This is a genomic window from Streptomyces sp. NPDC093065, from assembly GCF_044754585.1.
In the GTDB taxonomy this organism is placed as follows: domain Bacteria; phylum Actinomycetota; class Actinomycetes; order Streptomycetales; family Streptomycetaceae; genus Streptomyces.
In genome coordinates this window covers 71,561-95,322 of the sequence record NZ_JBIVPJ010000022.1, presented here as the reverse complement: position 1 = coordinate 95,322, position 23,762 = coordinate 71,561, and the positions used below count along the sequence as shown (strand labels likewise).

31 protein-coding genes are annotated in these 23,762 nt (G+C 69.7%); 14 read left to right on the top strand and 17 right to left on the bottom strand.

The features are described 5' to 3' along the window. The first annotated feature begins 21 nt into the window (after positions 1 to 21). Together ACIQFU_RS30940 and ACIQFU_RS30935 are read left to right on the top strand one after the other, a co-directional pair. Positions 22 to 309, top strand: coding sequence for a DUF1416 domain-containing protein (locus ACIQFU_RS30940; protein ID WP_402555886.1), 288 nt, complete (start codon positions 22 to 24; stop codon positions 307 to 309). A gap of 121 nt (positions 310 to 430) precedes the next feature. After that, complete coding sequence (locus tag ACIQFU_RS30935) at positions 431 to 706, top strand: DUF3099 domain-containing protein (RefSeq protein ID WP_402555885.1); 276 nt, start codon at positions 431 to 433, stop codon at positions 704 to 706. Positions 707 to 743: 37 nt separating this feature from the next. On the opposite strand, the gene ACIQFU_RS30930 is transcribed toward ACIQFU_RS30935, so the two are convergent. From ACIQFU_RS30930 to ACIQFU_RS30915, 4 genes are all read right to left on the bottom strand, one after another. Further along, complete coding sequence (locus ACIQFU_RS30930; RefSeq protein ID WP_402555883.1) at positions 744 to 1,415, bottom strand: TetR family transcriptional regulator; 672 nt, start codon at positions 1,413 to 1,415, stop codon at positions 744 to 746. A gap of 108 nt (positions 1,416 to 1,523) precedes the next feature. Next, positions 1,524 to 1,886 carry a DsrE family protein gene (locus tag ACIQFU_RS30925; RefSeq protein WP_003974797.1) on the bottom strand — a complete coding sequence of 121 codons (363 nt, stop codon included), beginning with the start codon at positions 1,884 to 1,886 and terminating at the stop codon, positions 1,524 to 1,526. Positions 1,887 to 1,914: 28 nt separating this feature from the next. Continuing rightward, complete coding sequence (locus tag ACIQFU_RS30920; RefSeq protein ID WP_402555881.1) at positions 1,915 to 2,169, bottom strand: hypothetical protein; 255 nt, start codon at positions 2,167 to 2,169, stop codon at positions 1,915 to 1,917. Continuing rightward, positions 2,166 to 2,558: a hypothetical protein gene (locus ACIQFU_RS30915; protein WP_402555879.1), complete on the bottom strand. Its 393-nt coding sequence runs from the start codon at positions 2,556 to 2,558 to the stop codon at positions 2,166 to 2,168. The genes ACIQFU_RS30920 and ACIQFU_RS30915 overlap by 4 nt, the downstream gene beginning before the upstream one ends. A gap of 170 nt (positions 2,559 to 2,728) precedes the next feature. Between ACIQFU_RS30915 and ACIQFU_RS30910 the strand changes: the two genes are divergently transcribed. The 5 genes from ACIQFU_RS30910 (at position 2,729) to ACIQFU_RS30890 (ending at position 6,025) form a co-directional block, all read left to right on the top strand. Continuing rightward, a complete protein-coding gene (locus ACIQFU_RS30910) occupies positions 2,729 to 3,568 on the top strand; it encodes a helix-turn-helix domain-containing protein (protein ID WP_402555878.1) in 840 nt (279 codons plus the stop codon). Then, positions 3,550 to 3,840, top strand: coding sequence for a DUF397 domain-containing protein (locus ACIQFU_RS30905; protein WP_402555877.1), 291 nt, complete (start codon positions 3,550 to 3,552; stop codon positions 3,838 to 3,840). Before ACIQFU_RS30910 ends, ACIQFU_RS30905 begins: the two co-directional genes overlap by 19 nt. Positions 3,841 to 4,009: 169 nt before the next feature. Next, positions 4,010 to 4,585: an FABP family protein gene (locus ACIQFU_RS30900; RefSeq protein ID WP_402555876.1), complete on the top strand. Its 576-nt coding sequence runs from the start codon at positions 4,010 to 4,012 to the stop codon at positions 4,583 to 4,585. 16 nt (positions 4,586 to 4,601) lie between these two features. Next, the gene (locus ACIQFU_RS30895) at positions 4,602 to 5,039 is read left to right on the top strand and encodes a Fur family transcriptional regulator (RefSeq protein WP_381666539.1); all 438 of its coding nucleotides are present in this window, start codon (positions 4,602 to 4,604) and stop codon (positions 5,037 to 5,039) included. Between the two features lie 20 nt (positions 5,040 to 5,059). Then, a complete protein-coding gene (locus ACIQFU_RS30890; RefSeq protein WP_402555874.1) occupies positions 5,060 to 6,025 on the top strand; it encodes a YgfZ/GcvT domain-containing protein in 966 nt (321 codons plus the stop codon). A 5-nt stretch (positions 6,026 to 6,030) separates the two neighbouring features. Here ACIQFU_RS30890 and dtd read toward each other — a convergent pair whose 3' ends face one another. Next, positions 6,031 to 6,456: a D-aminoacyl-tRNA deacylase gene (gene dtd, locus ACIQFU_RS30885; RefSeq protein ID WP_402555873.1), complete on the bottom strand. Its 426-nt coding sequence runs from the start codon at positions 6,454 to 6,456 to the stop codon at positions 6,031 to 6,033. 179 nt (positions 6,457 to 6,635) lie between these two features. Here dtd and ACIQFU_RS30880 point away from each other — a divergent pair, with 179 nt between their 5' ends. The 3 genes from ACIQFU_RS30880 (at position 6,636) to ACIQFU_RS30870 (ending at position 9,771) form a co-directional block, all read left to right on the top strand. Further along, positions 6,636 to 7,292, top strand: coding sequence for an aerial mycelium formation protein (locus ACIQFU_RS30880; protein ID WP_402555871.1), 657 nt, complete (start codon positions 6,636 to 6,638; stop codon positions 7,290 to 7,292). Positions 7,293 to 7,380: 88 nt separating this feature from the next. After that, the gene (locus ACIQFU_RS30875; protein WP_402555869.1) at positions 7,381 to 8,454 is read left to right on the top strand and encodes an asparaginase; all 1,074 of its coding nucleotides are present in this window, start codon (positions 7,381 to 7,383) and stop codon (positions 8,452 to 8,454) included. Positions 8,455 to 8,514: 60 nt separating this feature from the next. Next, positions 8,515 to 9,771, top strand: coding sequence for a GNAT family N-acetyltransferase (locus ACIQFU_RS30870; RefSeq protein WP_402555867.1), 1,257 nt, complete (start codon positions 8,515 to 8,517; stop codon positions 9,769 to 9,771). 158 nt (positions 9,772 to 9,929) lie between these two features. Here ACIQFU_RS30870 and ACIQFU_RS30865 read toward each other — a convergent pair whose 3' ends face one another. Next, on the bottom strand, positions 9,930 to 10,115 hold the full coding sequence (locus tag ACIQFU_RS30865; protein WP_030403580.1) for a hypothetical protein: 186 nt from the start codon (positions 10,113 to 10,115) through the stop codon (positions 9,930 to 9,932). A 208-nt stretch (positions 10,116 to 10,323) separates the two neighbouring features. After that, complete coding sequence (locus ACIQFU_RS30860; protein ID WP_402555865.1) at positions 10,324 to 10,512, bottom strand: hypothetical protein; 189 nt, start codon at positions 10,510 to 10,512, stop codon at positions 10,324 to 10,326. Positions 10,513 to 10,704: 192 nt separating this feature from the next. Here ACIQFU_RS30860 and ACIQFU_RS30855 point away from each other — a divergent pair, with 192 nt between their 5' ends. Next, a complete protein-coding gene (locus tag ACIQFU_RS30855; RefSeq protein WP_402555863.1) occupies positions 10,705 to 11,589 on the top strand; it encodes a GntR family transcriptional regulator in 885 nt (294 codons plus the stop codon). Beyond that, positions 11,586 to 12,353, top strand: a complete 768-nt coding sequence (locus ACIQFU_RS30850) for an HAD family hydrolase (protein ID WP_402555861.1) — start codon at positions 11,586 to 11,588, stop codon at positions 12,351 to 12,353. Before ACIQFU_RS30855 ends, ACIQFU_RS30850 begins: the two co-directional genes overlap by 4 nt. Before the next feature lie 30 nt (positions 12,354 to 12,383). Here ACIQFU_RS30850 and ACIQFU_RS30845 read toward each other — a convergent pair whose 3' ends face one another. From ACIQFU_RS30845 to ACIQFU_RS30815, 7 genes are all read right to left on the bottom strand, one after another. Continuing rightward, on the bottom strand, positions 12,384 to 13,139 hold the full coding sequence (locus ACIQFU_RS30845; protein WP_402555860.1) for an HAD family hydrolase: 756 nt from the start codon (positions 13,137 to 13,139) through the stop codon (positions 12,384 to 12,386). Positions 13,140 to 13,699: 560 nt separating this feature from the next. Beyond that, entirely contained in the window at positions 13,700 to 14,584 is an 885-nt protein-coding gene (locus tag ACIQFU_RS30840) for an HNH endonuclease (RefSeq protein WP_402555858.1), read from the bottom strand. After that, complete coding sequence (locus ACIQFU_RS30835; protein WP_402555856.1) at positions 14,584 to 16,116, bottom strand: AAA family ATPase; 1,533 nt, start codon at positions 16,114 to 16,116, stop codon at positions 14,584 to 14,586. Before ACIQFU_RS30835 ends, ACIQFU_RS30840 begins: the two co-directional genes overlap by 1 nt. Before the next feature lie 168 nt (positions 16,117 to 16,284). Next, the gene (locus ACIQFU_RS30830) at positions 16,285 to 16,758 is read right to left on the bottom strand and encodes a hypothetical protein (protein WP_402555854.1); all 474 of its coding nucleotides are present in this window, start codon (positions 16,756 to 16,758) and stop codon (positions 16,285 to 16,287) included. Further along, positions 16,755 to 17,210, bottom strand: a complete 456-nt coding sequence (locus ACIQFU_RS30825) for a DUF6228 family protein (protein WP_402555853.1) — start codon at positions 17,208 to 17,210, stop codon at positions 16,755 to 16,757. The genes ACIQFU_RS30830 and ACIQFU_RS30825 overlap by 4 nt, the downstream gene beginning before the upstream one ends. Before the next feature lie 33 nt (positions 17,211 to 17,243). Then, complete coding sequence (locus ACIQFU_RS30820; RefSeq protein ID WP_402555852.1) at positions 17,244 to 17,642, bottom strand: hypothetical protein; 399 nt, start codon at positions 17,640 to 17,642, stop codon at positions 17,244 to 17,246. Beyond that, a complete protein-coding gene (locus ACIQFU_RS30815) occupies positions 17,639 to 17,908 on the bottom strand; it encodes a hypothetical protein (protein WP_402555851.1) in 270 nt (89 codons plus the stop codon). The genes ACIQFU_RS30820 and ACIQFU_RS30815 overlap by 4 nt, the downstream gene beginning before the upstream one ends. Positions 17,909 to 17,965: 57 nt before the next feature. Between ACIQFU_RS30815 and ACIQFU_RS30810 the strand changes: the two genes are divergently transcribed. Beyond that, the gene (locus ACIQFU_RS30810) at positions 17,966 to 18,547 is read left to right on the top strand and encodes a DUF4240 domain-containing protein (protein WP_402555850.1); all 582 of its coding nucleotides are present in this window, start codon (positions 17,966 to 17,968) and stop codon (positions 18,545 to 18,547) included. A gap of 183 nt (positions 18,548 to 18,730) precedes the next feature. After that, positions 18,731 to 18,913 carry a hypothetical protein gene (locus ACIQFU_RS30805; RefSeq protein ID WP_392086517.1) on the top strand — a complete coding sequence of 61 codons (183 nt, stop codon included), beginning with the start codon at positions 18,731 to 18,733 and terminating at the stop codon, positions 18,911 to 18,913. Between the two features lie 716 nt (positions 18,914 to 19,629). Here ACIQFU_RS30805 and ACIQFU_RS30800 read toward each other — a convergent pair. Genes ACIQFU_RS30800 through ACIQFU_RS30790 form a run of 3 tightly spaced genes read right to left on the bottom strand, consistent with a single transcriptional unit; the run spans position 19,630 to position 23,511 of the window. Next, on the bottom strand, positions 19,630 to 20,655 hold the full coding sequence (locus ACIQFU_RS30800; protein ID WP_402555848.1) for a TniB family NTP-binding protein: 1,026 nt from the start codon (positions 20,653 to 20,655) through the stop codon (positions 19,630 to 19,632). Then, positions 20,646 to 22,769: a Mu transposase C-terminal domain-containing protein gene (locus tag ACIQFU_RS30795; RefSeq protein WP_402555846.1), complete on the bottom strand. Its 2,124-nt coding sequence runs from the start codon at positions 22,767 to 22,769 to the stop codon at positions 20,646 to 20,648. The genes ACIQFU_RS30800 and ACIQFU_RS30795 overlap by 10 nt, the downstream gene beginning before the upstream one ends. Beyond that, the gene (locus ACIQFU_RS30790) at positions 22,735 to 23,511 is read right to left on the bottom strand and encodes a TnsA-like heteromeric transposase endonuclease subunit (protein WP_402555845.1); all 777 of its coding nucleotides are present in this window, start codon (positions 23,509 to 23,511) and stop codon (positions 22,735 to 22,737) included. The genes ACIQFU_RS30795 and ACIQFU_RS30790 overlap by 35 nt, the downstream gene beginning before the upstream one ends. Between the last annotated feature and the right edge of the window lie 251 nt (positions 23,512 to 23,762).

Genomic DNA, 23,762 nt, shown 5'->3' with positions numbered 1-23,762 from the left:
CAACACCTCAGGAGTAACGACATGTGCGGAGCGAAGGCCGGCGGCCCCGACGCCTCGACGATCAAGCCCGGTGAGACCACCATCCAGGGTCAGGTGACCCGCGACGGCGAGCCGGTGACGGGCTACGTCCGTCTGCTGGACGCCACGGGCGAGTTCACGGCGGAGGTCCCGACCTCCGCGACGGGCCAGTTCCGCTTCTACGCGGCCGAGGGCACCTGGACCCTGCGCGCGCTCGTCCCGGGCGGCACCGCCGACCGCACGGTCGTGGCCCAGGACGGCGGCCTCGCGGAGGTCGCGATCGCCGTCTGACGGCAGGCAACGGCGCGCACCGCGCGACGGCCGAGGGGCCGCACCCACCGGGTTGGACACCTGGAGTGCGGCCCTCCGGCATGTCGGGGCATTTCGGGGATGCCGGGCCTACGCTGGAGGTATGTACGCGAGGCGGCGGCACGTCTACTTCGCCATGATGGGGATCTGCATCGTCCTCTTCGTCCTGGCCTGGGGGGTCGTGCGCATCTGGTCCGTCCCGGCGGCCGTCGGCCTGTGCGTGGTGGCCATGGTCATCCCGCCGGTGGCCGCGATGGTCGCCAACCGGCGCGGTCCCGACGACCGCTGGTGGGACGACCCGTCGGGCGACGCCCAGTCCGACGAGTGGTGGGACGAACTGGACGGCAAGAAGCCGCCCCGCCGCCAGGACCGCCCCTAGCTGCCGCCTCCCGGGCAGCCCCCCCCGCATTCGGCGGCTACGCGCGGTCCAGGCCCCCGAGGAGGCGCTCCAGGCAGCGCGTCGCCAGATCGGCCGGCGAGCCGGGCCCCTCGGCCCCCGCCTCCGTGCCGGCCCAGGTCTCCATCGCGATCCGGATGGCGTCGGTGGCGGCGGCGGCCACCAGCCGCACCTCCAGCCGACCGGCGTCCTCGTCAACCTGCGCGTCGGCGCCCCCCTCCGCCGGGCCCACCAGGCTCGCGATCACCGGGACGAGCCGCTCCTCCGACTCCTGGTTCACGCGGTACCAGACGGCCCGCAGCGCCGGGTCGTCCCCGGCGGCCCGCAGCAGCCCGCGGGTGCGCAGCAGCGCCTCGGCGGCCTGCGCGTCGGGCACCGCCAGCGCCCGTTCCGCCGCGGCCCGCAGCGCCGGGCCGAGCGGCGTCCCCGGCGCCGTGCTCTCCAGCAGCCCGCGCCAGCGGTCGGCGCCGTCCGTCAGCAGGGGACCGACCGCGTCCTGCTTGGAGCGGAAGTAGCGGTAGAAGGTGCGCAGCGCGATCCCGGCGCGCCGGGCGATCTCCTCCGCCGTCGTGGCGTCCGGGCCCCGGGAGACGAAGAGTTCGGCCGCCGCGTGCGCGATGTCGAGCTGGGTTGCGGCCTTGCGGCGCTCGGTCAGCGACGGGGAGGGAGACGGGGGCGGCTCGGTGCTCACCCCAGAAGAATACGACCCGCGACGCACCGACGGCATGCCGCGACGGAGTGACAAAACGTGTCACTCGGCCGCGCCGTGAAGCGGAATCGAGTGCGCCGCCGGCAGGCGTCAGTAGACGAGTGCCTGCGTGTCGTCGGCCAGTGCCTCCTGCACGAAGACCTGCGCGCCCGCGATCCGCACGCCCTCGATGACGTCCTTCTCGGTGAGGTCCCGCCGGGCCGCACACTGGGTGCACAGCGTCACCCGGCCGCCCGCGAGCAGCGAGTCCAGCAGGTCGGGCAACGGCGCGGCGTGCGGCAACTCGAACTCGGCCGCGCGCCCCGGCACCGCGAACCACGCGGACTCACCGGTCAGCCACAGCGACACGTCGACGCCGCTGGCCACGGCCACCGCCGCCACGGTGAACGCCTGCGAACACCGCTCGGGGGCATCGGCCCCCGCGGTCACCTTGATCACGAGCTTCTTCGCCATGCCGGAAGCGTAGCCCGCGCGGGCGGCGTCACACCGCGAAGGTGATCGTCACCAGCAGCGTCGCGACGCACAGGACGGTCAGCAGGCCGCTGACGGTGGCGCCGTCCAGCCGGACGTACCGCCGGGGCCGGGACGCACGCCTCGGCGGCACGGGCCTCGGCGGGTGGTCCGGGTGGAACGGCGGCATCGCGAAACCGGGGGAGAGGGGAGCACGGTCCCGCCGCGGGGCGAGCCGCTGCGCCCGCCTGCACTCCTCGTAGGGCAGCCCGCCGTCGTACGTCATCCCTGGTGCTCCTTGCGCTGGTGCTCGCGCAGCAGGACGTTCGCGTCCGTCACCGCGCTGTGGTCGAACGCCGTGCGGGCGGCCTCCCGCCGGCCGGCCAGCCAGGCGCACGCCTCGCAGTCCGGCACCGGCAGAGGTGGCCGCTCCAACCCGCCGGGGGCCGGGGGCGCGGTGAGGGTGCGGTCGTTCGCGGCCCGCAGGTTCGCCGCGAGGCGCTCCCGGTCGGTCGCCGGGCGCAGCGCCGCCGGCTCCGCCTCCCACTCCCGGCCGCCGCCGAGGGGCCGGAGCATCACGCGCGCCCCGCTGCGGCCCCGGTACTCACCGACCTTGGCGGCGGCGGTGTCGTAGAGCACGGTGCCGGGCTCGTAGGTGGCCGGTTCTGTTCTCAAGGGTCCGCTCCTTACGTCAACGTCTGTACGGAATGCGACAGTTGCCCTACTCTGCGTAGTGGTGGGCAGTAAGAGCATGACCCACGGCGGGGGTCGCCAAGCCCGGAACGGCCGCTAGTGCCACAACGGGCGCTCCAAATTCCACAAATTCCACAGCCGGGAGGGGCGCGGTGCCGCAGCGGAGGGCGATCACGGGTCGCAGTCAGGAACCGAGGGCACGGTTCGCGGAGGAGCTGCGGCTGCTCCGGAACGGGCGGGGGGTGTCCCTGCGGGGCATGGCGGAGGCGGTGGGCTGGGACGCGTCCCAGTTCGGAAAGATGGAGAACGGCCACACGCTGGGCGGTCCGGAGATCGTGGAGGCGCTGGACCAGTACTACGGCACGGGCGGAATGCTGCTCACGCTGTGGGAGCTGGCGGTGGCGGACCCGACGCAGTTCAAGGAGCGGTACCGCCGGTACATGGTCCTGGAGGCCGAGGCGGTGAGTATGTGGCAGTACTCGCCGAGCATCGTGCCGGGCTTGCTCCAGACGCCGGAGTACGCGGCGGAGCTGCTCAGCCAGGGCGGACTGACGGGCGTGGAGCTGGACCGGCAGGTGGCGGCGCGCATGGGCCGCCGTGAACCGCTGCTGACCGCGGGCGGGCCGCAGTTCCGGGCCATCCTCTCGGAGACGGTGCTGCACAGTTCACTGCGCAGCACCGCTGAGTGGCACGCGCAATTGCGCCATCTCGTCGCGATGGGGGAACGCCCCAACATCAGCGTCCAGGTGGTCCCCTGGACGGCGGGGCTGCACGCACTGACCAACACCGACACCATGCTTCTGCACGGCGCGGGGCGGATCGTCGCCTGGGTCGAGACCGGCTACTCGGGCGAACTGGTCCAGGAAACAACGGCGGTCGACCAGCTCCAGCTCCGATACGATCGGGTGCGCGATGCGGCCCTGTCTCCGGGCGAGTCGCGGGAGTTCATCGAGCGGAGGCTGGAGGAAGCGCCATGCGAGCCATCGACCTGAGCACGATCACCTGGCGCAAGAGCAGCTACAGCAACCAGGACGGCGGCAACTGCGTCGAGGTCTCCGACGACCTCCTCCGCGCCGCCGACTGGCGCAGGAGCAGCTACAGCAACGCGAGCGGCGGCGAGTGCGTCGAGGTCGCCCCCGGCCTCCCCCTCGTCCCCGTGCGCGACAGCAAGGACCCCGCTCGCGGCGCGCTCCTGTTCGCCGCGCCCGCGTGGGCCGCCTTCGTGGGCGGAGTCCGGCGAGAAGAGCCGAGGTGGGCCGCGTAAGCTGGGGGCGGCCCTGTCGTATGCCCCCCGCTCAAGGAGCACCCCGTGGAGATCTTCTTCGAAGCCCTGCTGGTCCTGGTCTGCGTCGGCGTTCTCGCCTTCGCCGGTCTGACCGTGAAGAAGCTGTACCAGGGCCAGCGCTGATCACCGACGCCAGGAAGTACCGCTCATGATCGAGATCCCGTCCGACCTGCACAAGGACCTCGTCCCCCTCGCCTTCCTGCTCGGTGACTGGGCCGGCGCGGGCGTGCACGACTTCCCCGGTGCCGAGAAGTGCAACTTCGGCCAGGAGGTCTCCTTCACCCACGACGGCCGCGACTTCCTGGAGTACGAGTCGCACACCTGGGTGCTGGACAACGACGGCAACAAGGTCCGCCCGCTGGAGTCCGAGCACGGCTTCTGGCGCATCGACGCGGGCCGCAAGGTCGAGGTGACGATGACCCGCGACGACGGCGTCATCGAGATCTGGTACGGCGAGCTGGCCGACCAGAAGCCCCAGATCGACCTGGTCACGGACGCCGTGGCCCGCACGGCGGCTTCTCAGCCCTACACCGGCGGCAAGCGGCTGTACGGCTACGTGAAGAGCGACCTGATGTGGGTCGGCGAGAAGCAGACCCCCGAGGTCGAGCTGCGCCCGTACATGTCGGCGCACCTGAAGAAGGTCGTCACCCCGGAGGACGTCGAGCGCTGGGCCAAGGCCCTGCCGGACGACATGCCGGACGACGGGATCGCTTTCTTCAAGTAGTCCTAGACTCGTGGGTGTGGTGAGCACTGACTGGAAGAGCGACCTCAGGCAGCGTGGTTACCGGCTGACACCCCAGCGGCAGCTGGTGCTCGAAGCCGTGGACACCCTCGAACACGCGACCCCCGACGACATCCTCGGCCAGGTGCGCAAGACGGCGTCGGGGATCAACATCTCCACGGTGTACCGCACGCTGGAGCTGCTGGAGGAGCTGGGCCTGGTCAGCCACGCCCACCTCGGGCACGGGGCGCCCACCTACCACCTGGCCGACCGGCACCACCACATCCACCTGGTCTGCCGGGACTGCACCAACGTGATCGAGGCCGACCTGTCGGTGGCCGCCGACTTCACGGCCAAGCTGCGCGAGCAGTTCGGCTTCGACACCGACATGAAGCACTTCGCGATCTTCGGCCGGTGCGAGAGCTGTTCGCTGAAGGCTTCAACTACCGAGTCGTAAGCGAGTCGTAGGCTGGGCGTATGAAGAGCCCCCTGCTGTCCCTGCCCGGCGCCGTTCCCGCCGAGGGCGTGGACGAAGGCGTCGCCGCCCACTACGGCGACCTGTTCCGTGAGCAGCGTGCCCTCGCCGACGGCACCGGCTTCGTCGACCTCTCCCACCGCGGTGTCGTCACCGTCACGGGCGAGGACCGGCTGAGCTGGCTGCACCTGCTGCTCACCCAGCACGTCAGCGACCTGCCGGCCGGCCAGGCCACCGAGGCGCTGATCCTTTCGGCGAACGGCCACATCGAGCACGCCCTGTACCTCGTCGACGACGGCACGACCGTCTGGGCCCACGTGGAGCCCGGCACCCAGGAGGCGCTGATCGCCTACCTGGAGTCGATGAAGTTCTTCTACCGGGTCGAGGTCGCCGACCGCACCGCCGACACCGCGGTCGTGCACCTGCCGGCCGGGTCGATCGCCCGGGCCCCCGACTCCGCCGCCGTCCGCGAGACGCCGTACGGGCGTGATCTCTTCCTGCCCAGGGAAGAGCTGGAGGCGTTCGCCGCCGAGGCCGGGCCCGCGGCCGGGATCCTCGCCCACGAGGCGCTGCGGGTCGAGCAGCACCGTCCCCGGCTCGGGTTCGAGACCGACCACCGGACCATCCCGCACGAGCTGGGCTGGATCGGCACCGCCGTACACCTCCAGAAGGGCTGCTACCGCGGCCAGGAGACCGTCGCCCGGGTGCAGAACCTCGGCAAGCCGCCGCGCCGGCTGGTCTTCCTGCACCTGGACGGCAGCGAGGTCCACCTGCCGCCGAACGGGGCGGAGATCCGCCTCGCGGACGACGGCCCCGACGGCCGGAAGATCGGCTTCGTCACCACCTCCGTACGCCACCACGAGCTGGGCCCGGTCGCCCTCGCCCTGGTCAAGCGGAACGTCCCGGTGGACGCCCGGCTGACGGCCGAGGACACGGCGGCGGCGCAGGAGACGGTCGTCGAGCCGTAGGGGCCTCAGACCTCCACGAGGACCGTGAACGGGCCGTCGTTCGTCAGGGACACCCGCATCCGCGCGCCGAAGCGGCCCGTCGCCACGGTCGCGCCCAGCGCGCGCAGCTGCGCGACCACCTCGTCGACCAGCGGCTCGGCGACGTCGCCGGGCGCGGCGGCGTTCCAGGTGGGCCGGCGGCCCTTACGGGCGTCGCCGTACAGGGTGAACTGGCTGATGACCAGGAGCGGGGCGTCGAGGTCGCTGCACGACTTCTCGTCGTGCAGGATCCGCACCGACCAGAGCTTGCGGGCCAGCTGCGCCGCCTTCTCCCCGGTGTCCTCGTGGGTGACCCCGACCAGGACGCACAGGCCCTCGCCGTCGATCGCGCCCACGGTCTCGCCGTCCACGACGACGCTCGCGCCGTCCACCCTCTGCACCACTGCACGCATGCCGTCATGATGCCGTGCGTCCCCAGGGTGTGGACGGGCGGGCCCGCACGGAGTTTCGTATCGCGCCGTAACCCCCCATCTGGGGCCGATCGGGGCCGATCGTGGGCACTCGGTCACATAGCGGCCACGTGGGGTGGCACGATGCTCCCAGACGCCGGGCGAGGGGACGGTTGAGGCACATGAGCACACCGAGTACGGGGCGGTCGTTCGGGACTGCCGCGTTGACATGTCCGGGTGGTCCCGATGGTCCGGGCGGAGCGGGCGGCCTGGAGGCGCCCCGGGCGCCCGTGCAGCGCACCGACAGCCCGGAGCTGCCCGCGGATCCGCCGGAGCGGGACCTGGCCTCGCTGAGCCTGCCGGACGTGCGCGCGCTGCGCCGCGACGCCCAGCGCGAGGAGGCCGACCTCAGCTACGTACGGCGGCTGCTGCAGGGCCGTATCGACATCCTGCGCGCGGAGCTGGCGGAGCGCGGGTCGACGCCGTCGTCGTCCGTGGTCACCACCGCGGCGACGGGGTCCGTGGTCGAGCGGCTGTCGGAGATCCTCGCCGACGCACCGGCGCGGCAGCGCTCCTCCGCCCGCCACGTGACGCTGGCCACTCCGCGCAGTGAGGAGTGCCGGCGGCTGGCCGCGGAGATGCTGGGCGAGGTGGAGCTGTCCGACCTGGCGGCCCGCACCGACGTCGAGCTGACCGCCGGGATGGGGCGGCTCGTGCGCTACGAGCAGCAGGTCTCCCGGAACCGGCAGCGCCTCCAGCGCACGGCGGACGACTGCAGCGCGGAGATCGCCCGCCGGTACCGTGAAGGGGAAGCACAAGTCGACGACCTGCTCGTGTGACACGGGGGCGGCCATCCGCGCCGCCCCCGGGCCCGGTGATCCCGGGCCGTCGCCGCGGGGGGTCGCCCGTTCCGGAAGGCCACCGCCGATGCCCGCGCCCCAGCCGCCGCAGCCGTCGCAACCGTCGCGTGAGAACCAGCCGCCGCGTGCGGACCAGTCGTCACGTGCGGACCAGCCGTCGCAGACGGACCGGTCCGCGCCCACGTCCGCGCTCTCGCCCGTCGTGCCGCCCGTCCTCGCCGAGGTCGTCAGGTCCGGCTTCGTCGAGGGGCGGCACCGGGGCAGCCTGGTCGTCCTGGGCGCCGACGGGGCGGTGGAACTGGCCCTGGGGGAGGTGACGGCGCCGGTCTTCCCGCGCTCCTCCAACAAGCCGATGCAGGCGGCCGGTGTCCTGCGGGCCGGTCTCGACCTCGCGGGGGAGCGGCTGGCGCTGGCCGCCGCGAGCCACTCCGGAGAACCGTTTCACCGGGACCTGGTCCGCAAGATGCTGGACGAGTACGGCCTGGACCCGGCGCTGCTCCAGTGCCCGCCCGACCTGCCGCTGGACGCCGAGGAGCGGGACACGTACCTCGCCTCGGGCGCCGCGCCCGACCGCGTCACCATGAACTGCTCCGGCAAGCACACCGCGATGCTGGCGGTCTGCGCGCAGCGCGGCTGGCCGCTGGAGACCTACCTCGACCCGGAGCACCCGCTCCAGCGGATCATCCACAAGGTGGTGGAGGACGCGGCGGGCGAACCGGTGGCCGCCGTCGGCACGGACGGCTGCGGCGCGCCGCTGATGGCGGTCAGCCTGGTCGGCCTGGCCCGCGCCTTCCGGTCCTTCGTCGCCGCCGGACCCGGTACGGCCGAACGCCGGGTCGCCGACGCGATGCGCGCCCACCCCGAGTACGTGGCCGGCAGCCGCCGCGCCGACACCTGGCTGATGCGCGAGGTGCCCGGCACCCTCTCCAAGATGGGCGCCGAGGCCGTCCAGGCGGTGGCCCTGCCGGACGGCCGCGCCCTCGCCTTCAAGATCGAGGACGGCGCGGGGCGGGCGCTCGGCCCGGTCCTGGCCCGCGCCCTGACCCTGCTGGGCGTGGACGGCCCGGTGGTCGACCGCATCGGCCGCGCGCCGCTGCTCGGCGGCGGCCGGGAGGTGGGGGAGATCCGGGCGGCCTTCTGACGCCCCCGGCCCCCGGTAATCCGCGCGACGCGGGCGGGGACGCCGACCTACCGTGAGGCCATGAGCCACCGCACCGAGATCGACGTACGTCCCGTCACCGAGGCCGAGTTCCCCGACTGGAACCGGGCGCTGAACACGGGGTTCCTGCAGCCGCCCGCCGTGGCCGCCGAACAGGTGGAGGCCCGGCGCCGGCAGTTCGTGCCCGGCCGGTCGCTCGGCGCCTTCGACGGCGAGAGGTGCGTGGCGACCTTCCGGTCCTTCGACCAGGAGCTGACCGCCGTCGGGGGCGGCACGGTCCGCGCCGACGCGATATCCAACGTCACCGTCACCGCGACCCACCGCCGCCGCGGCCTGCTCACCCGGATGATGGCGCAGGACCTGTCCGCGGCGAAGGAGCGCGGGGACGTCGTCGCGACGCTGATCGCGGCGGAGTACCCGATCTACGGCCGGTACGGCTTCGGCCCCGCCACCACCATGACCGAGTGGGCGGTCGACGTGCCCCGCGCCGGCCTCGACCGGCGCTGGGCGGCCCCGGAGGACGGCGGCCGGATCGACCTCGTGGACGGCGAGGACGTGCGCAAGCTCGGACCGGAGCTGCACGAGCGGCTGCGCCGGGCCCAGCCGGGCGCGGTCGGCCGCACCGAGCTGTGGTGGCAGTCCCGGACCGGCCTCGTGAACATGAACGGCACGCCCTGGGTGGAGCCCTGCTACGCCCTGTACCGCTCGGCGGACGGCGAGGTCGAGGGCCTGGCCTCGTACCGGACCGACGACCACTGGGGCGACGCCAAGCAGCCGCTGAACACGGCGACCGTCGAGTGGCTGATCGGCGTCACCCCGGCGGCCGAGCGCGCGCTGTGGCACTACCTGTGCTCGGTCGACTGGGTGCAGACGGTGAAGAGCGGCTGGCGCTCCCCCGACGACCTGCTCCCGCACCTTCTGCCGGACCCGCGCGCGGCCCGCATCACCACGCAGGCCGACTGGCTGTGGGTGCGGATCCTGGACGTCGCCGAGGCGCTCGAGGCGCGGAGCTACGACGGGCGGGGAGCGGTGGTGCTCGAAGTCGTGGACCGGGCCGGGCTGACCGGCGGACGGTGGCGGCTGGAGGCGGGGCCGGACGGGGCGTCCTGCGCGCCGGCCACCGAGAGCGCCCACCTCGTGCTGGACGTGGCCGACCTGGCGGCGCTCTGGCTCGGCGACGCGTCGGCCGTACGGCTGGCCGCGCTCGGCCGGGTGCGGGAAGAACGAGCGGGCGCCGCCCGTGTGGCCGACGCCCTGCTGCGTACGTCCAGGCGGCCTTGGTGCCCGGACATGTTCTGAGGTGGCTCCCTTCCGCCGGTGACGGTGGACGTGCGCATCCGTAGCGCGTGCTGTTCCTGCTCTTCGGTTGTGGTTGTGGTTGTTGTGCGTGGTGCCCACTGACCGGCCGGGCTCCCGGCTCCCCTCCGGAAGGGGGCCCGGCCGGTCAGTACGTCGGTTCAGCCGGACTGGGCGAGCAGCATCACGAGGATCACCGCGCCCACACCGCCGATCATGGTGTTCTTCGCCTTGATGCCGACGGACAGCGCGACGAACGCGATGATGCCCATCGGCCCGTACTTCCATTGCACGAGCTGCTCGAACCCGATGGCCAGAGCGGCGACGACGATGGCGATGAGCGGCATGGTGGACCCCCAGTCACCGTGGTGGCCAACCCCCTTGAGGACTGACCACGTTGCTCAAGTTGGCTACCAACTTATCTCTGGTTATCTCCACTTGGAAGAAGCTTGTAACCACCCGCTCGCGAACTGCGGCAGGATGGCGTGAAGTTGTGGCGTACGGCCCGCACGGCCTGCACCGGCTTCGCCCCGATGCGACGGGAACCGGCCAAGGTCACAGCGCGGGATCCGCGACCATGAGGGCGAGCAGCACCGCGCCGGCGCAGCTGACAGAGGGCCGCCCGGCTCTGAGTCCAATGGCGAGCAGGAGCAGGCCGACGATGCCGGTGCCGCCGTAGCGCCACTGGACGATCTGCTCGAAGGTGACGACGCAGACCGCGGAGACGAGGGCGAGGACGGCCATGGTCTCCCCCCTTCAAGACGTTCGGGCGGCCGGAAGTTCGCGGACGAGCGGGTGCAGTGAGCGGATCAGGAAGATTGACTTCCGCCAACTGGGTGATGTTGGCAGCCAACTTCAGTTATGTTGTTCCCACTTGGCTGCTACCTATAAACGAGTTTCAAACAACTCCCAGTAGGTAGGGCAAAGTTGTAGCGTTTGGTCGTGACTCAGGAGAACGTGTCCGTGAACGGCAGCAGAAGGCTCTCGTCGCAGGAGATCGCCGATGCCCTGCGCAAGCGGATCAATGAGGGAGACCTCAAGGCGGGCGACCGCCTGCCGACGCAGGCCGAGCTGGCCGAGGAGTTCGGCGTGGAGCGGGGCACCGTGCGCCAGGCGCTGCGCGCGCTCCAGGACGACAAGCTGCTCACCAACGTCAGCAAGGGCAGCCCGCCCCGCATCGCCGAGCCCGCCCCCGTCCGGGACGACGAGCCGCAGAAGACGATGTGGGCCCTGGGGCCCCGGCTGACGGAGGCGTTCTCGGAGCCGCAGGTGCGGGTCGACGTCCTGTGTCACACCTCGGAGACGTTGGTGTCCGCGCTCAGCGAGCCGCTCCGCCTGCTCCAGGAAGGTGCCGTCGAACCGGAGTCGATCGAGTTCCGGGTGCTGCTCCCGGCGCCGGACATCAAGCTGGCCTTCCCCGTTCTGGTCGCCGACGAGGAGAACGATCCGGTCCACCGACGCTGGCTCGGGATGCGCGACGCCCAGGCCAGGGTGCTCGAACTCAACCTGCTCGCCGTGCGGAAGATCAGCCGGCGCGTCGACGTACGGGTGGACTTCCGCACGCTGCCGTTCACCCCGCCGTTGAAGCTCTACCTGCTCAACGGCAAGGAGGCGCTCTTCGGCTACTACCTGGTGGACCAGCGCGAGGAGGAGTACGAGGGCCGGACGCTGCAGATGTACGACGCGCTCGGCTCCCATTCGCTGCTGTTCCCCTTCCGGAAGCAGATCGGCCGCGGTGACAGGGCCTTCGTCGAGGAGTCGCAGAAGTGGTTCGACGGCCTGTGGGGGACCATCTCCAGGCCCATGGAGCTCAGCCCGTGACGTCCCGCACGGAACGGGCGGAACCGGTGGGCGAGCGGGGCGGGCGCGCCGGGGTGCCCGAGCGCGTGCGGGAGCTGGTCCTCGGTGCCCGCCTCGTCCTGTGGGACTTCGACGGCCCCGTCTGCAGACTGTTCGCGGGCCACCCGGCCGCCCGGGTGGCGGGTGAACTGGTGGCCTGGCTGGAGGGGACGGGGTTCAAGGACCTGCTGACCCGGGAGGAGCAGAGCCACCCGGACCCGATGGTCCTGCTGGGCGCCGTCAACCGCAGGCACCGCCGGAGCGACCTCGTCGCCGAGTTCGAGGAACGGCTGACCCGCGAGGAACTGCGCGCCGTACCCACCGCACGGCCGACCCCGTACGCCGACCCCCTGATCCGTACCTGGACCGCGCTCGGCACCGGTCTCGCGATCACGACCAACAACTCGCCCCGCGTGGTGAGCCGGTACCTGGCGACCCGGGGCCTGCTGGACTGCTTCGCCCCGCACATCTACGGCCGCACCCGGGACCCGCACCTGCTCAAGCCCGACCCGCACCATCTCAACCGCGCCCTCGACGCCGTGGGCGCCGCCCCCGGGCAGGCCCTGATGCTCGGCGACTCCCCCGCCGACGCGGCGGCGGCGAGGCGGGCCGGTGTCCCCTTCCTCGGGTACGCGAGGAACGGCCGCAAGGAGGAGCAACTGCGGTCCGCGGGCGAGGACGTACTCGTCCACTCCCTCGAAGCGGTACTGCGGGTGGTACGCGAGGAGCGCGCGACGCGGGAGTAGGCGCCACCGGCCACCGCCACCCGATACCCGCTACCCGCAGACCGACGACCCGTCGGCGGCCCGGAGGACCGGGAGGTAGGAGGAGACCACCGCGTCCGCGCCGCCCCGCGCCATCCGCAGCGCGCGTTCCGCGTGCCCGGTGAGTCCGAGGAAGCCGGTCCCGGCCGACCGGGCGGCACCCAGGTCGGTGAGCTGGTCACCGACGAGCAGGCAGTCCGAGGCGGGCACGCCCAGGTGGCGCAGGGCCCGGTGCACGCAGTCCGGGTGCGGCTTCATGAGCCGTGCGTCATGGGGCGACCGGCCGAAGACCCCGTCGAACTTCGAGCCGAGTCCGCGACCCCCGAGGTACTCCCGGATCGGCCCCTCCGCGTTGTTGCTGACGACGGCCAGACGCTTGCCCTGGCCGAGCAGCAGGTCCACCAGGGCGTACAGGTGCGCGGTGGGGACCGCGGTGCGTACGGCCCGCCGCTCCAGGCCGGTGACGGCGGCCTCGGCGAGTTCCAGCGGGAGGCTGCTGGGCCTGGGAACGGACCGTTCGTACATTTCCCTGAGCGGGCCGAGGACGCCGTGGGAGTCGTCGCACTTCTCGACCGAGGGGTCGAGCGGCCCCCAGTACCGCCGGGCCGTCCGTTTGACCTGCTCCGCCACGTCCGTCGTGGTCGCGCCCGCGAACAGGTCGCAGACGGGACCGTCGAAGTCGAACAGCACCGCGCGGGCGGACCCGAACGCGCGCAGCAGAACGGCCGGGTCCGCGAAGGTTCCCCGGGCGAGGTCTGTGTCGGTCATCGCGGCAGTCTCCCGCACGGGGCGCGAACGGGCCATCACGACACGTAACTTCGGAGTAGGGTGGCGCACCCTGTCACCGCACCGACTCCTCCAGGTTGAGCGGAGCACAGAGAATGACACTGTCCCAGGGGTCCCCCGCCCGCCTGCGGGCCGTCGGGATCAGCGGCGACCGGAGTGGGGTCGAGGGCCCGTTGACGGGGTACTTGTCCCGTCTCAGTAGAAGTGGGCCATCGCGAGGCGGTGGCCTGGGGTGGCTCAGGTTGAGTGAGACGTCGGTGGATGGCCTGTCTCACTCGACCTGAGCAGCTGTCCGTTGACATCGAACCCAGTCGTCCTGCCGTCGAGCTGATTCGTGCAGCCTGTGGTGCGCCCAAAATCACGACACGGGAGAGGACCGACGACAAGCCGCCGACCTCTGCACGTAGCCGGGGTCCGTAAAAGGGGGTCCGGTCGGCGAACCCGATGACCACGCCATCAGTCGGTCCCGCGGCGGACTGACTGCGGCGTCACGTCCAGCCCCAGCGAGCTGTTGCACCCTCGGAGAATGGCTGTCGGGCCGATTAGCCGAGGTTTGTCTCCGGGCTTGAGCCGCGCCAGCCGCCGTTGACATACCACTTGTCGGCCGCCAGGGCCTTGAACAGGGCATAGCCCATCGTGTTGGGGTTACCCCGGTAGCGCCAGCCTTCGGCCTTGTGCTCAAGCCAGGGGGCGACGGAGTTAGTGGGCATCATCGTGAGGTCGTGGTTGGTGGATGCGATGTGGCTACTCACCAGAAGGCTGTACCGGTAGTCCAGGTCGAACACCTTCAGGTGTTTCTGGAGGCGTTCTGTGAGTGTGTCGCTCCAATCAGGGTGGGGGGAAACGAAGAACTTCATCGACGGCTGCTCATTGCCGCGTGGCCTCCTGAGACGAGCTCGAAGCCAGGGGTGGTGGGAGAAGTCGTCGAAGTAGGGGTGCAGGGTCTGGTCACCCGCATTGATGGGGACTGTCGCGCGCTTGCCGGTGTTGCAGTCGCGGCAAGCCGGGATGAGGTTAACCGGTACCACGCTGAGCAGCGGGTACGTGTTCTTGGGTAGGTGGTGATCGAGTGTGGTTACCAGGCCCTCCCCACACAGTGGACACCGGTTGTCCCGTCGACGGCCTTCTTGGTCGGTCGTACCTTTGAGCGCCTCGTAGATGCGGCGGCCCGGAGCGCGGTCCTTGGCCAACCGGTCGGTGTAGACCCCCTCCAGTGCCTTGCGGTCGCGACGGGTGCCAGGCGTGGCGGCGAGGCCGGTGAGGGTGTGAAGAGCCTGGCCCTGAGCGGCTGCCTCGTACGCGCTTGCTGCATCGGCCACCGCGTCGGTGAACGATTCCAGCCGTTTTCGGTTATTTGGGCGGGCGTTGGCGATGCAGGTGGTGTAGACGTCGCGTGCGTTGAAAGTCGGAGGGTCTATGTGCTGCATCAGCCGTGTCCCTCCACGTCGTCGCGCTGGCCGAGCAAGGCGCTGAGCACCAATTGCGCCTCGCTGCCCAGCCGTCCGCTGAAGTGTTCCAGGACAGCGTCGTAGGAGTAGCCGACGTCGACCAGACGCCGTAGTTCGTGCAGAAAGCCGGCCTCGGTGAGTTCCAGACCGAAGACCTCGTGAGTCAGCACGCCGACGTTCTCGCCGTACGTCTCGATGCGGGGCTGCGCGGCTCCGAGCTGCCCGCCGTAGCGCCAGAGCTTCCAGACGCAGTGGGCAGGAATCTCTTGGAGTACAACCGGAGAGTGTGTGGCGACGATGGCCAGCCCGTTGCGCTCGGCGAGGAGATCGGACAGCGCACGCATGAACGCGGACAGCAGGGGCGGATGGAGGTGGGTTTCCGGCTCATCGATGATGACGAGGGTCCGCTCACTCACGTGCTCGATGAGCCGGGACATGGTGAGCAGAACGAGTCGGTGGCCGGCGCTGAGGTGGCGGAAGAGCTGCCGGGCTTTATTCTCGCGGCTGTTCAGGCTGGCGGTGTTCTCGAAGTTCTCCAGCCATCCCTCCTCCAGGAGTCCGCTCCCGGGATAGTCGAGGGTGCGCAATGCCTTGATCCATTGTGGGCTGCGCTCGCGCGTCAGACATGCCTTCATTGCCTGCGCAAAGTCTTTCCTGAGCCCGCCAGGGGTCTTGAACCTGGGGGATCGTGAACCCTGAACACGCAGGCCCACATAGGAAGCGATGAACATTTCGTCGCCTTCGACGAGCGGGAAGTCGTCAAAGGCACTGAAAGAGACGGCCACCAAGTTGTTGAAGGAGCGGCCCTCGCGGCCATACTCGGTGATCCGCCCGAGCTCCAGTGTCTGTGGCTCGACAGCAGCGACGGCGCGGGCCAAGTGGGAAAGTACATATGACTTCCCCACGCCGTTCCGTCCGGTCAGGGCGTGCACATTGCTGGCCGGCCGAGAGCCTGGTTCGACCTTGAATTCAAACCTTACAGGAGCCATTGCCGGTGGCAGCGGCGGCTCGTAGGCGATATCGAAACTTACCCGGCGCGCTCCACCGCGTGCGATGCGTCGCAGCTGGCCGTGCACGGTCGACATTTTGACGAAGCGCAGTAGCGAAGTACGGGTCACATTCTGGTTCCGCGCGAGGCGGAATGAGTCCTCGTCGTAGGCGATGTCCCGGAGCGCGGTGAGTACTTCCTCCCGGACGGCGCCGGGTATCTCGCTCAGCGTGTAGTAATAGCTTTCATCCTGGCCCACCGAGAAATAGCGCGAGCTGTCCAGGCGGCTGAAGCGCTCCGGGAGCAGGTAGTTGCCGAAATCCTCGCCGTCCGTCGCCACATGGCCGATCTTCACGGTGCCGACTTCGACCCAGCCCTCCCTCGTAAGAACACGCAACGTGAACATGGTGCGGTACCCGTCGTCGTCCCAGGTGTCGTGGACGAGGAGCGCATCGAAAAGATCCTCCGCCATGGCGCCACCTTCGGCCAAGCGATGGTTGTCGTAAATCACGCCGAATCGCACGGTTTTCCTGGCCCTTCCCCGCTTACTGTGCTCCGTCCTGATGTGCGATCTTAGGCGGCGGCGCGCCCGGGTGTGCGGGGGCGGACGTCGCGAACTCAGCGGCCCGGCTGGAGTGCGCCGTTGGAGTCTGGAGTAGGGCCGCCGTTGCTTTGCTACGGGCTGGCGCGGCTATGTGTTTTCGCTGCGGTGGTGGGCGTGCCAGAGACGTCTGAGGGCTTCGAGCTCGGTTCGTGGGAAGTGTTCGCCCCACTTGCCTCGATAGCCGCTCTCGCCATAAGTCTGCGCGACCTCGTCGAAGCAGCGGATCACGGTGCGGGCGAGCTGGTCGATGCCGAGCTGGCTGGACCAGGTCTCGGTTCCCCTGTTGTCGTGATCGCTGCCGTCGCGCAGTTCCAGCACGCGGATCCAGGTGTCCTCGCCTTCGCGGTAGAAGATCCACCGGTAGGCAGTCGGCTCGGCCTCGAACTGGGCACGGGTCTCTGTCTCGCCGGCGACGAGCCGGGCCACCGCAGTCAGGAGCTCCTCGGGCGCACTCGTGATGTAGGACGCGGTGAGCTCGACTTTCGCCTGGCGACCTTCAAGGGTGCAGTCGGCCCAGCCGGATCCCGCAAGCGTCCAGGTGATGCGCATGTCGGATGTCACTGGTGCTCCTCGGCGAGGAAGGCCCGGACATCGGCGGCGAGGGAAGCCATCTGCTCGCCGGCCTCCAGCCAGGTGGTCACCGAGGCACCCCAGCCGCCTGCGGCCTGCGTCCACGGCCGCAAGGCCCAGGTCAGCCCGACGTAGCCGCCGGATCGGAAGGCCGCCGACGCCGTCAGGTCGCGGTCGTTGGTATGCCAGCTCCTTTCGCCGTCCCATCCCTGGTAGTCGGTGGCGAGCTCTTCCAGAAACGCGGTGAGGTCGCTGTCCCAGATCCAGGCGACGACCTCGTCGACGCGAGCGGTCAACCCGGGAGCGCGCAGTTCGACGGCATAGTGCACGGAGTCTGCGTCGAAGCTGAACCGGTCGCAGAACGTCACGCTGACGGACGCGTTGTTCTGGCAGCGGATGGTCACACTGGGCTTGTCGTCGATGTCGTCGTCCGGGGAGGTCATGGGCGGAACGCTAGGCCAGCGTCGCGTTCGACGTCATCGGGATTCTCCCCTTTCAGGGCTATGCCTCTCAGGGAATCGTGTGCCTCGGGCTGCTTCGCACTCGGCGGCGAACTCGTCGAGGAGCTCGAATAGGACCTTGATCGCGTGCTGCTCGTCCTCAGGCGGAAGGTTCCAGATGTCGTCCCAGCCGTTCGGGAGGGCGATGTGAAGGACCTGGCCGGGCCAGGCGTGGTTGCAGTCGCGTCCGCGACGGGCGATGAGCCAGTCGTGCCAGCCGGTGAGCCCGTGCCCATCGTGCCGGAGAGCGTGCTGGTCGTAGCCGGTCAGGAACGCGGTCAGCATGTGGAAGGAGGTTCTGCCGACGAACATGCCGGGACGTCGGCCGACGCTGGCGAAGTACTCGCGCTCGGTCATTTCCGAGAGGGATTTCATGGGCCCGCCGCCTCGTGGTCTCCGGAGGCATCGTCCAGGGCTGGACCAAGCCTGCGGCGGGCCGCTTCCAGGCGTTCGGCGTAGTCCGCTGAAAAGATTCCTGGTAGCGACTTATCGAGCGTTCCGGCGATGCGGTGAAGGGGTGCCCAGACCGCGGCATCGTCGACGAGACGGACGAGGTCCGTCATCTGCACTCGCTCCAGCCAGTCCGACAGGACCAGCGCCTCGTCCGGGGTGAGTTTGATGATGATCTCCGGGTTTTCCACCGCTCGAACATAGTCCGTGGACTGTGCGTTGTCAGAGGTGCCTGGCACAGTGCCGCCGTGGATATCGATTCCTTCTGGGAGCTCATCGAGGAGTGCCGACGGCAGGCACAGGGGCCGGACGAACGGCTCGCGTGGCTGCGTGGCGCACTGTCGCAGAGGTCGCTGGCAGAGGTCGTGCAGTTCCAGGTGCGCTTGGACGAGGTGACACACGAAGCGTTCACGTGGGATCTGTGGGCAGCTGCGGACCAGATCTTCGGCGGCTGGTGTTCAGATGACGGATTCTGTTACTTCGGCCTCTGGATGGTGGGACTCGGCCGGGAAGCCTTCACTCAGGCGGTGGCTGATCCCGATGTCCTGGCGGCCACTCCGGAGGTCCAGGCCCTGGTGGGTCGTCCGCGGGAGGTATGGAACGACGACTGGCCCGGGTGGGAGTCGCTCGACTACGTCGCCATGGAGGCGTACGGGATCCTGGCTGGTGTGGACGACGAGTGCGGCGAAGCCTTCTACGAAGCCGTTGACGCCGAGCAGGGTGATGGAGGTGACAACTCCGGACCGCTCGGTGAGCAGTGGGACGTTCGGTGCGAGGATGAGGCAGCACGCAAGCTGCCGAGACTGCGCGCGATGTTTCCCCTGCGATAGTGACCCGGTGGCGCGAGCGAGGCGCAGACCGCCGCATCAAGTTCCAGAGCCCGGATGACTGGGGCCGTAAGGGCTTCCAACTGTTCAGCGTCCGCAAGACGGGGTGCGGCGCAGGAGTCTGCGCATGATGAGCGGAGGCCACCACTCTGGGGTGCTTGGTGCCGCCGATGCGACCCGTAACAGTTGACGTTCCTGTTCGTCCGTCCGTTCGTTGATTCTCTCCGCGACAAGCGTGGCTTCGCTCCTGAACCACGGGATGGCGGTCGTTCTCAGCTGTCGTTCTGGGGGCAACCGACGCTCGAACTCTTGGTGGAAGAGCTGAACATCGCGGGAATTGCCGAGAGCTCGGTGACGCCAGACCGGTGATGTGTAGAGCCCCAGGACTTCGACGAGATCTGGCAGGAGAGCGGCTTCGCGCTTTGCGTAACTTCGATGAGCGATGGGCTCGTCGGGAGCGATGAGGTCGAGAAGGCGTTCTGTCCTGTTGACGGCATATCCGTGTTTGGCTAGCTCGCGCCAGAATTCGACGCATTCCAGGTAGGCAGCGAGAACCCGTCGGGGTGTCCGCTGTCGAAAGAGTCGATGGAGTCTCCGCTGCGCGTGGATGATCTCAGGGGCCCGGTTGAGGTTGAACTGCCCATCGACAGCGCCGGCGAAGTTGGCCATGTAGTGCCCGTGATGAGTGCGCGTCCAACGGCGGTGTTTTACGCAGAGGTGATGGTGCCCACTGATGACCCAGATTTCGACTTTCCAGTCGTCTCGTCCGGTGCGGGCCGCGACGCAGGCATGGCAGGCCCAGCTGCGGGCTAGACCTTCGTGCTGCTCGTGGGGCCACGAGCCTGGAGTAGCTACCTCGGGCAAATGCCGCATCAGCAGATGAGGAGTCTGCCCGCTGCGTATGGCCAGGAGTCTCACGTCGTCCATGGGCGATTCTGCTGCGTAGAAGCGGCGGAGTACGCGTTCGGGCGGAAGCCTATTGAGCAGGGCGAGCCGTGCAATGTAGGACCGCAGGGTCTCGTTCGGGAAGGGGGTGGTGGCCAAGGGGAGCGGCCAGACTGGGCCGTAGAGGTCCGCGGAGTGGGTCATGCCGATGTCCGGTAGGCGGTCTCGCTGGCGTGGTCGACGTGAATGGTGTGCAGCTGGCGACGGGTGATCCGCTCACTGCCGTCGAGGATTGCCGAGATGGCGGCGGCCCGGATCAGGTGAGAGAGGCTGCCGATCATGCCGCCGGTGCGTTGGTGGAGGTAGACGTGCAGCTTGGCCAGGGTGCCGGGAGTGTGGTGATGCAGCCGGAGGGTGTCCTCCATGGTCGCTACAAGCCCTTCCCACTCCGCTCCTGGTGGGAAGGGGGCGGTGTGCAGGAGTGTGCAGCGGCCGGCGATCTGGCCACCCCGGATTCCGGTGAATAGCCCGGAATGCTCGACGTCGATGCCTGCGTAGACAAACGTGGCGGGCAGGTGCTCGGTGAAGTACTTCAGGTGGTCGGACAACTCCTCACCCGCGATGGTGGCGAGGTTCATCAGGTGGATCTCGTCGACCAAGACGAGATCGGTGCGGGCTTCCGTCAGTACTTGGCAGACGGAACTGGTGATGTCGGCGGTGTTGTGCCTGGGTGAAATGGTCGGAAGTTTAAGGAATCGGGCGAACTCCAGCGCGAGCTTGCGGGCCGAACCCTTGGGTGGGGCCGTCACATAGACCACCGGGATGCGCCGGCTGTCTCCGTAACGCTGCCGGATGCGAAGCTCGTGCAGGCGGCCGAGTTGCCGCAGCGCTGTGGTCTTCCCGGTGGTGCGCTCCCCGGAGATGATCAGGCCACGGCGGGCGCCGTGCTCGCGCCGGTTCAGCAAGGTCAAAAGGCGCCCTTGGTGGGCAACTTCTTTGACGGTAGAAGTGCGCACGACCTGGAGTTCGGAGTGGTAGTCGATGCGAGCCTCGTCGTAGTTGGCGCGCGCTTCGTCGTCCATGGACTCCCAGAGTTTGAGAGGAGCGAGGTCGAAGGTCGCGGGGTCCTTTTCGACGAAGCGGCGCCAGCCACTCAGGGAGGTGGGCGGTTCGATCCGTTCGTCGTCCGCCGACTGTTTGGGCTCGTCGGGTGTGTTCACCACCATCGTTTCGCCTCCTCACGGGCGTCGAAGATGCCCAGCGGCACCACCTTCGCCACCTCCTCCATCTCCTCGGCGGCTTTGGGATCCGGGTCCGGTTCGAGCCGGGGCGTCGGGCTGGCCGTTGGTGGCTCGGGGCGGGGCCAGGCCGGGGTGCTGGTCGCCCTGGTGCGGGCGGCGACCTTGCGGTCGCGCCGCTCGGCCGCTCGGCGCCCGCCGTTGCCGCGGCGGGCGGGCCTCCCGGCCCCGCCCTCGGGACCGTCGGCCGCGCGGTCCAGCAACTCAGCAGCAACGAGCGCGACTTCCTCCTCGTGCGGCCGACGGCCAGCGCGTTCGGCCAGCACCTGGTGGGCCCGGTCGAAGACCAGTTCACCCATCGGGATCGGGCAAGTCCGCAGGTGGCGCCAGGTCGCGGTGATCCATCCTTCGCCGCGGTGGTTGCGCACCCAGACGCAGGAGATGTCGTAGGGGTCGTAGTGGACCTCCCAGAGCCGGCCGTCCGGACCGGCCCCGGAGGGCTGGCGCCGGCAGGGGCCCAGCTCACGGGCGTCATAAGTGCGGTTGTTGATCCGCACCCCGCCAGGACCGATGACACGCCACTCGCGCGGCATGAGCTGGATGTACTCCTCCGGACTGAGCGCGACCGGCACGTATCCGGCCGCCGAGACCAACGCGGCGTACTTCTCGTTCGGGCTCAGCGGACGGTCCGGCATCAGCGGGTCCCGAAGCCCGTCGTGCGGCCTGACCTGCCAGACGGCGACGACCCATTCCTGAAGGAGTTCCTGGAGCTCGTGGATGGACCAGGCCGCCTGCGCGGCCGGGTCCTTGCCCCGCATCTCCGCACTGCGGCCGGTGTAGCCGGTCACGTACTGGGCGAACATCGTCGCCACCGACCCCAGCGTCCGCTCGATGTGCGGCTTGTCGGTCGGGGTGTCCGGGTGTGCGGGCTGGAACGAGATCCCCAGGTGCCGGCAGGCATTGCGGAAGTTGTCCGAGATGAACGCCTTGCCGCGGTCGCTGACCACCGTCTCCGGAACGAGCACCGGCTTCGCGGCGGCCTTGGCCAGCCGCTCGTCCAGCGGCAACAGCGAGGCATAGGGCAGAACCGACCGCGACATGCGCAACGCATCCGACCAGCCGGGCCGCATCGGCTCCGGTGTCATCGCCCGGGCCAGCAGCAGCGCGGCGTCCACCGCCTTCGTCGATGGCCGCAGCACCACCGCCGCCAGCGTCCTGGTCGCCAGATCCACCAGCCCGGTCAGCTCGCAGCGGTCCACCGTCCCGTCATCGTGGACGACCATCACGTCCAGCGGCGTGGAGTCGATCTCCACCACCTCACCCGGCCGGGCTGCGGTCAGCTGCCCGAACATCCGCTTCGGCTGCTTGCCCACCGACCGGCGTGTGCGAGCCGAGCCCAACAGGTGCCGCCCCGTCGAAACCGCCTCCAGCAGCCGGTAGAACGTCGCCCTGGAGGGCATCGGGACCTCTCCGGCGCCGTGCTCATCCGCCAAGAGACGCTCGACCTGGTGCCGCAGCACCAGCGCGGACACCGTCGCCTCATTGGTCCGGCTGCTCACGACCTTCTCGATCGCGGCCACCACTCGCGGATCGGCCCGGCCCGTGCCGGTGGCCGACTTGCGCTGCCGCCCGTCCACCAAGCCCGCTACCCCCTCACGCTCGAAGCGAGACCGCATCCGGCGCAGCGTGCTCAACGCCACCTCCTCGCCGCCCTGCCGCAGTTCGGCGAGCTTGGCCAGCTCCCGCTGACGCACGGAGCGCACCTCCGGGTCGTACTCGGCCCTCACGGGCGTGTGAGGATCACCATCCACGCGGCCCGTCATCAGCTCGGTCAGATGCCGCTGCCACCACCGGGCCCGCTCCACCACTTCTTCCGGCAGCCCATCCAGCACGCCCTCCTCCGGCAACGGCGGGCGCGCAGGACCGGTGCTGAGCACGGCGAAGCCCTCCGAGGCCAGCAGGTGCCCCAGCAGCACGACGCTCGCCGCCTGGGCGTCGTCGACCAGGCGGACCGATGTGCCGTGCAGGGCGGCCACGGTGTGCTCCCGCCCGTCGAAGCGGACCCTGTCACCCAGCGACAGCAGCCGTGGACGCGTCGGCATCCCAGCCCACCTCCCCCACGGCTGCGGGCGCCGGCCGCACCAGCGACGCTGCTGACAAGCGCTCCGCCCGCGTCTCCGCTGTCAGCTCGCTGCGCCAGAGCAGGTGGTAGAGCACTGGCAGCACCGCGAGCGGATCCCCGACCGCGCGAGCCCCGGCCAGCAGCCCCAGTGGCTCGCTGAACGCTGCCAGCAGAGCGCTTGCCACCGGCTCCTGCCGAACCCTGGGATGCCGGTAGCCCGACAGCCACCGCAGATTCGCCGCCAACACCGGATCGAGAACCCCGACCCGTTCGTAGCCCCAGCCGACCCGGGCGCAGGCCTCTGCCGTCGCTGTGAACTTCGCCGCGTCCCCGGGCTCGATCCGCTCGTCAGGACGCACGTCCAGCACGACGGCAGTGCCCTCCCGGCGGCGTATGAAGTAGTCCGGTGTGTGCTTGATTCGCCGGCCCCGTCCGCCGTACCGCCAGGACAGCCGGAACGGCTGTGAGGCCACTGCCACCACGTCTGGTTCGGCGTCGAGTCGCATCAGGTGCCCGAGCTCTACCCACGACTCGTAGCCCACCAGCTCGGCGCAGGTCGCTGCCCAGTACCAGCCCGAGAAATTGCGCTGCCCCCTATACGACGGGAACGCGCGCACCTGTCCGGCCGCCTCGAACCGGACAGGCCACATCACTTCAAGCGCCCCGCCGAGCGACTCGCCTCGCGCATCGACGTACTCCAACCAGAAGTCCTCCGGCTCCACCAGGCACCCCCGACTCGGCGCTGACCAGGTGCAACGACCGTAGACAGCCGGATGCAGCGGTGGGTCAGAAAGAGCGAGACAGATCGGCAGATAGTCAAGGTTGACTGCGACACGCGATCAGATGGTTCAGATAGACCGAGACTGGGTCACCTTCAGCGAGACACGTCACATCGTGCTCAGGCTCACGTTCTGAGGTCCCGGGGCCCGACACTGTTGCAAGCATGTTGCTTGCAATAGTTAGCGGGGTGCTG

What these genes read in the sequence shown, in the direction of transcription:
- ACIQFU_RS30940 (WP_402555886.1), top strand. Translation starts at nt 22, where the DNA reads ATGTGCGGAGCGAAGGCCGGCGGCCCCGACGCCTCGACGATCAAGCCC.
- ACIQFU_RS30935 (WP_402555885.1), top strand. Translation starts at nt 431, where the DNA reads ATGTACGCGAGGCGGCGGCACGTCTACTTCGCCATGATGGGGATCTGC.
- ACIQFU_RS30925 (WP_003974797.1), bottom strand. Translation starts at nt 1,886, where the DNA reads ATGGCGAAGAAGCTCGTGATCAAGGTGACCGCGGGGGCCGATGCCCCC.
- ACIQFU_RS30920 (WP_402555881.1), bottom strand. Translation starts at nt 2,169, where the DNA reads ATGACGTACGACGGCGGGCTGCCCTACGAGGAGTGCAGGCGGGCGCAG.
- ACIQFU_RS30905 (WP_402555877.1), top strand. Translation starts at nt 3,550, where the DNA reads ATGCGAGCCATCGACCTGAGCACGATCACCTGGCGCAAGAGCAGCTAC.
- ACIQFU_RS30900 (WP_402555876.1), top strand. Translation starts at nt 4,010, where the DNA reads ATGATCGAGATCCCGTCCGACCTGCACAAGGACCTCGTCCCCCTCGCC.
- ACIQFU_RS30890 (WP_402555874.1), top strand. Translation starts at nt 5,060, where the DNA reads ATGAAGAGCCCCCTGCTGTCCCTGCCCGGCGCCGTTCCCGCCGAGGGC.
- dtd (WP_402555873.1), bottom strand. Translation starts at nt 6,456, where the DNA reads ATGCGTGCAGTGGTGCAGAGGGTGGACGGCGCGAGCGTCGTCGTGGAC.
- ACIQFU_RS30880 (WP_402555871.1), top strand. Translation starts at nt 6,636, where the DNA reads ATGAGCACACCGAGTACGGGGCGGTCGTTCGGGACTGCCGCGTTGACA.
- ACIQFU_RS30875 (WP_402555869.1), top strand. Translation starts at nt 7,381, where the DNA reads ATGCCCGCGCCCCAGCCGCCGCAGCCGTCGCAACCGTCGCGTGAGAAC.
- ACIQFU_RS30870 (WP_402555867.1), top strand. Translation starts at nt 8,515, where the DNA reads ATGAGCCACCGCACCGAGATCGACGTACGTCCCGTCACCGAGGCCGAG.
- ACIQFU_RS30865 (WP_030403580.1), bottom strand. Translation starts at nt 10,115, where the DNA reads ATGCCGCTCATCGCCATCGTCGTCGCCGCTCTGGCCATCGGGTTCGAG.
- ACIQFU_RS30860 (WP_402555865.1), bottom strand. Translation starts at nt 10,512, where the DNA reads ATGGCCGTCCTCGCCCTCGTCTCCGCGGTCTGCGTCGTCACCTTCGAG.
- ACIQFU_RS30845 (WP_402555860.1), bottom strand. Translation starts at nt 13,139, where the DNA reads ATGACCGACACAGACCTCGCCCGGGGAACCTTCGCGGACCCGGCCGTT.
- ACIQFU_RS30840 (WP_402555858.1), bottom strand. Translation starts at nt 14,584, where the DNA reads ATGCAGCACATAGACCCTCCGACTTTCAACGCACGCGACGTCTACACC.
- ACIQFU_RS30825 (WP_402555853.1), bottom strand. Translation starts at nt 17,210, where the DNA reads ATGACCTCCCCGGACGACGACATCGACGACAAGCCCAGTGTGACCATC.
- ACIQFU_RS30820 (WP_402555852.1), bottom strand. Translation starts at nt 17,642, where the DNA reads ATGAAATCCCTCTCGGAAATGACCGAGCGCGAGTACTTCGCCAGCGTC.
- ACIQFU_RS30800 (WP_402555848.1), bottom strand. Translation starts at nt 20,655, where the DNA reads ATGGTGGTGAACACACCCGACGAGCCCAAACAGTCGGCGGACGACGAA.
- ACIQFU_RS30795 (WP_402555846.1), bottom strand. Translation starts at nt 22,769, where the DNA reads ATGCCGACGCGTCCACGGCTGCTGTCGCTGGGTGACAGGGTCCGCTTC.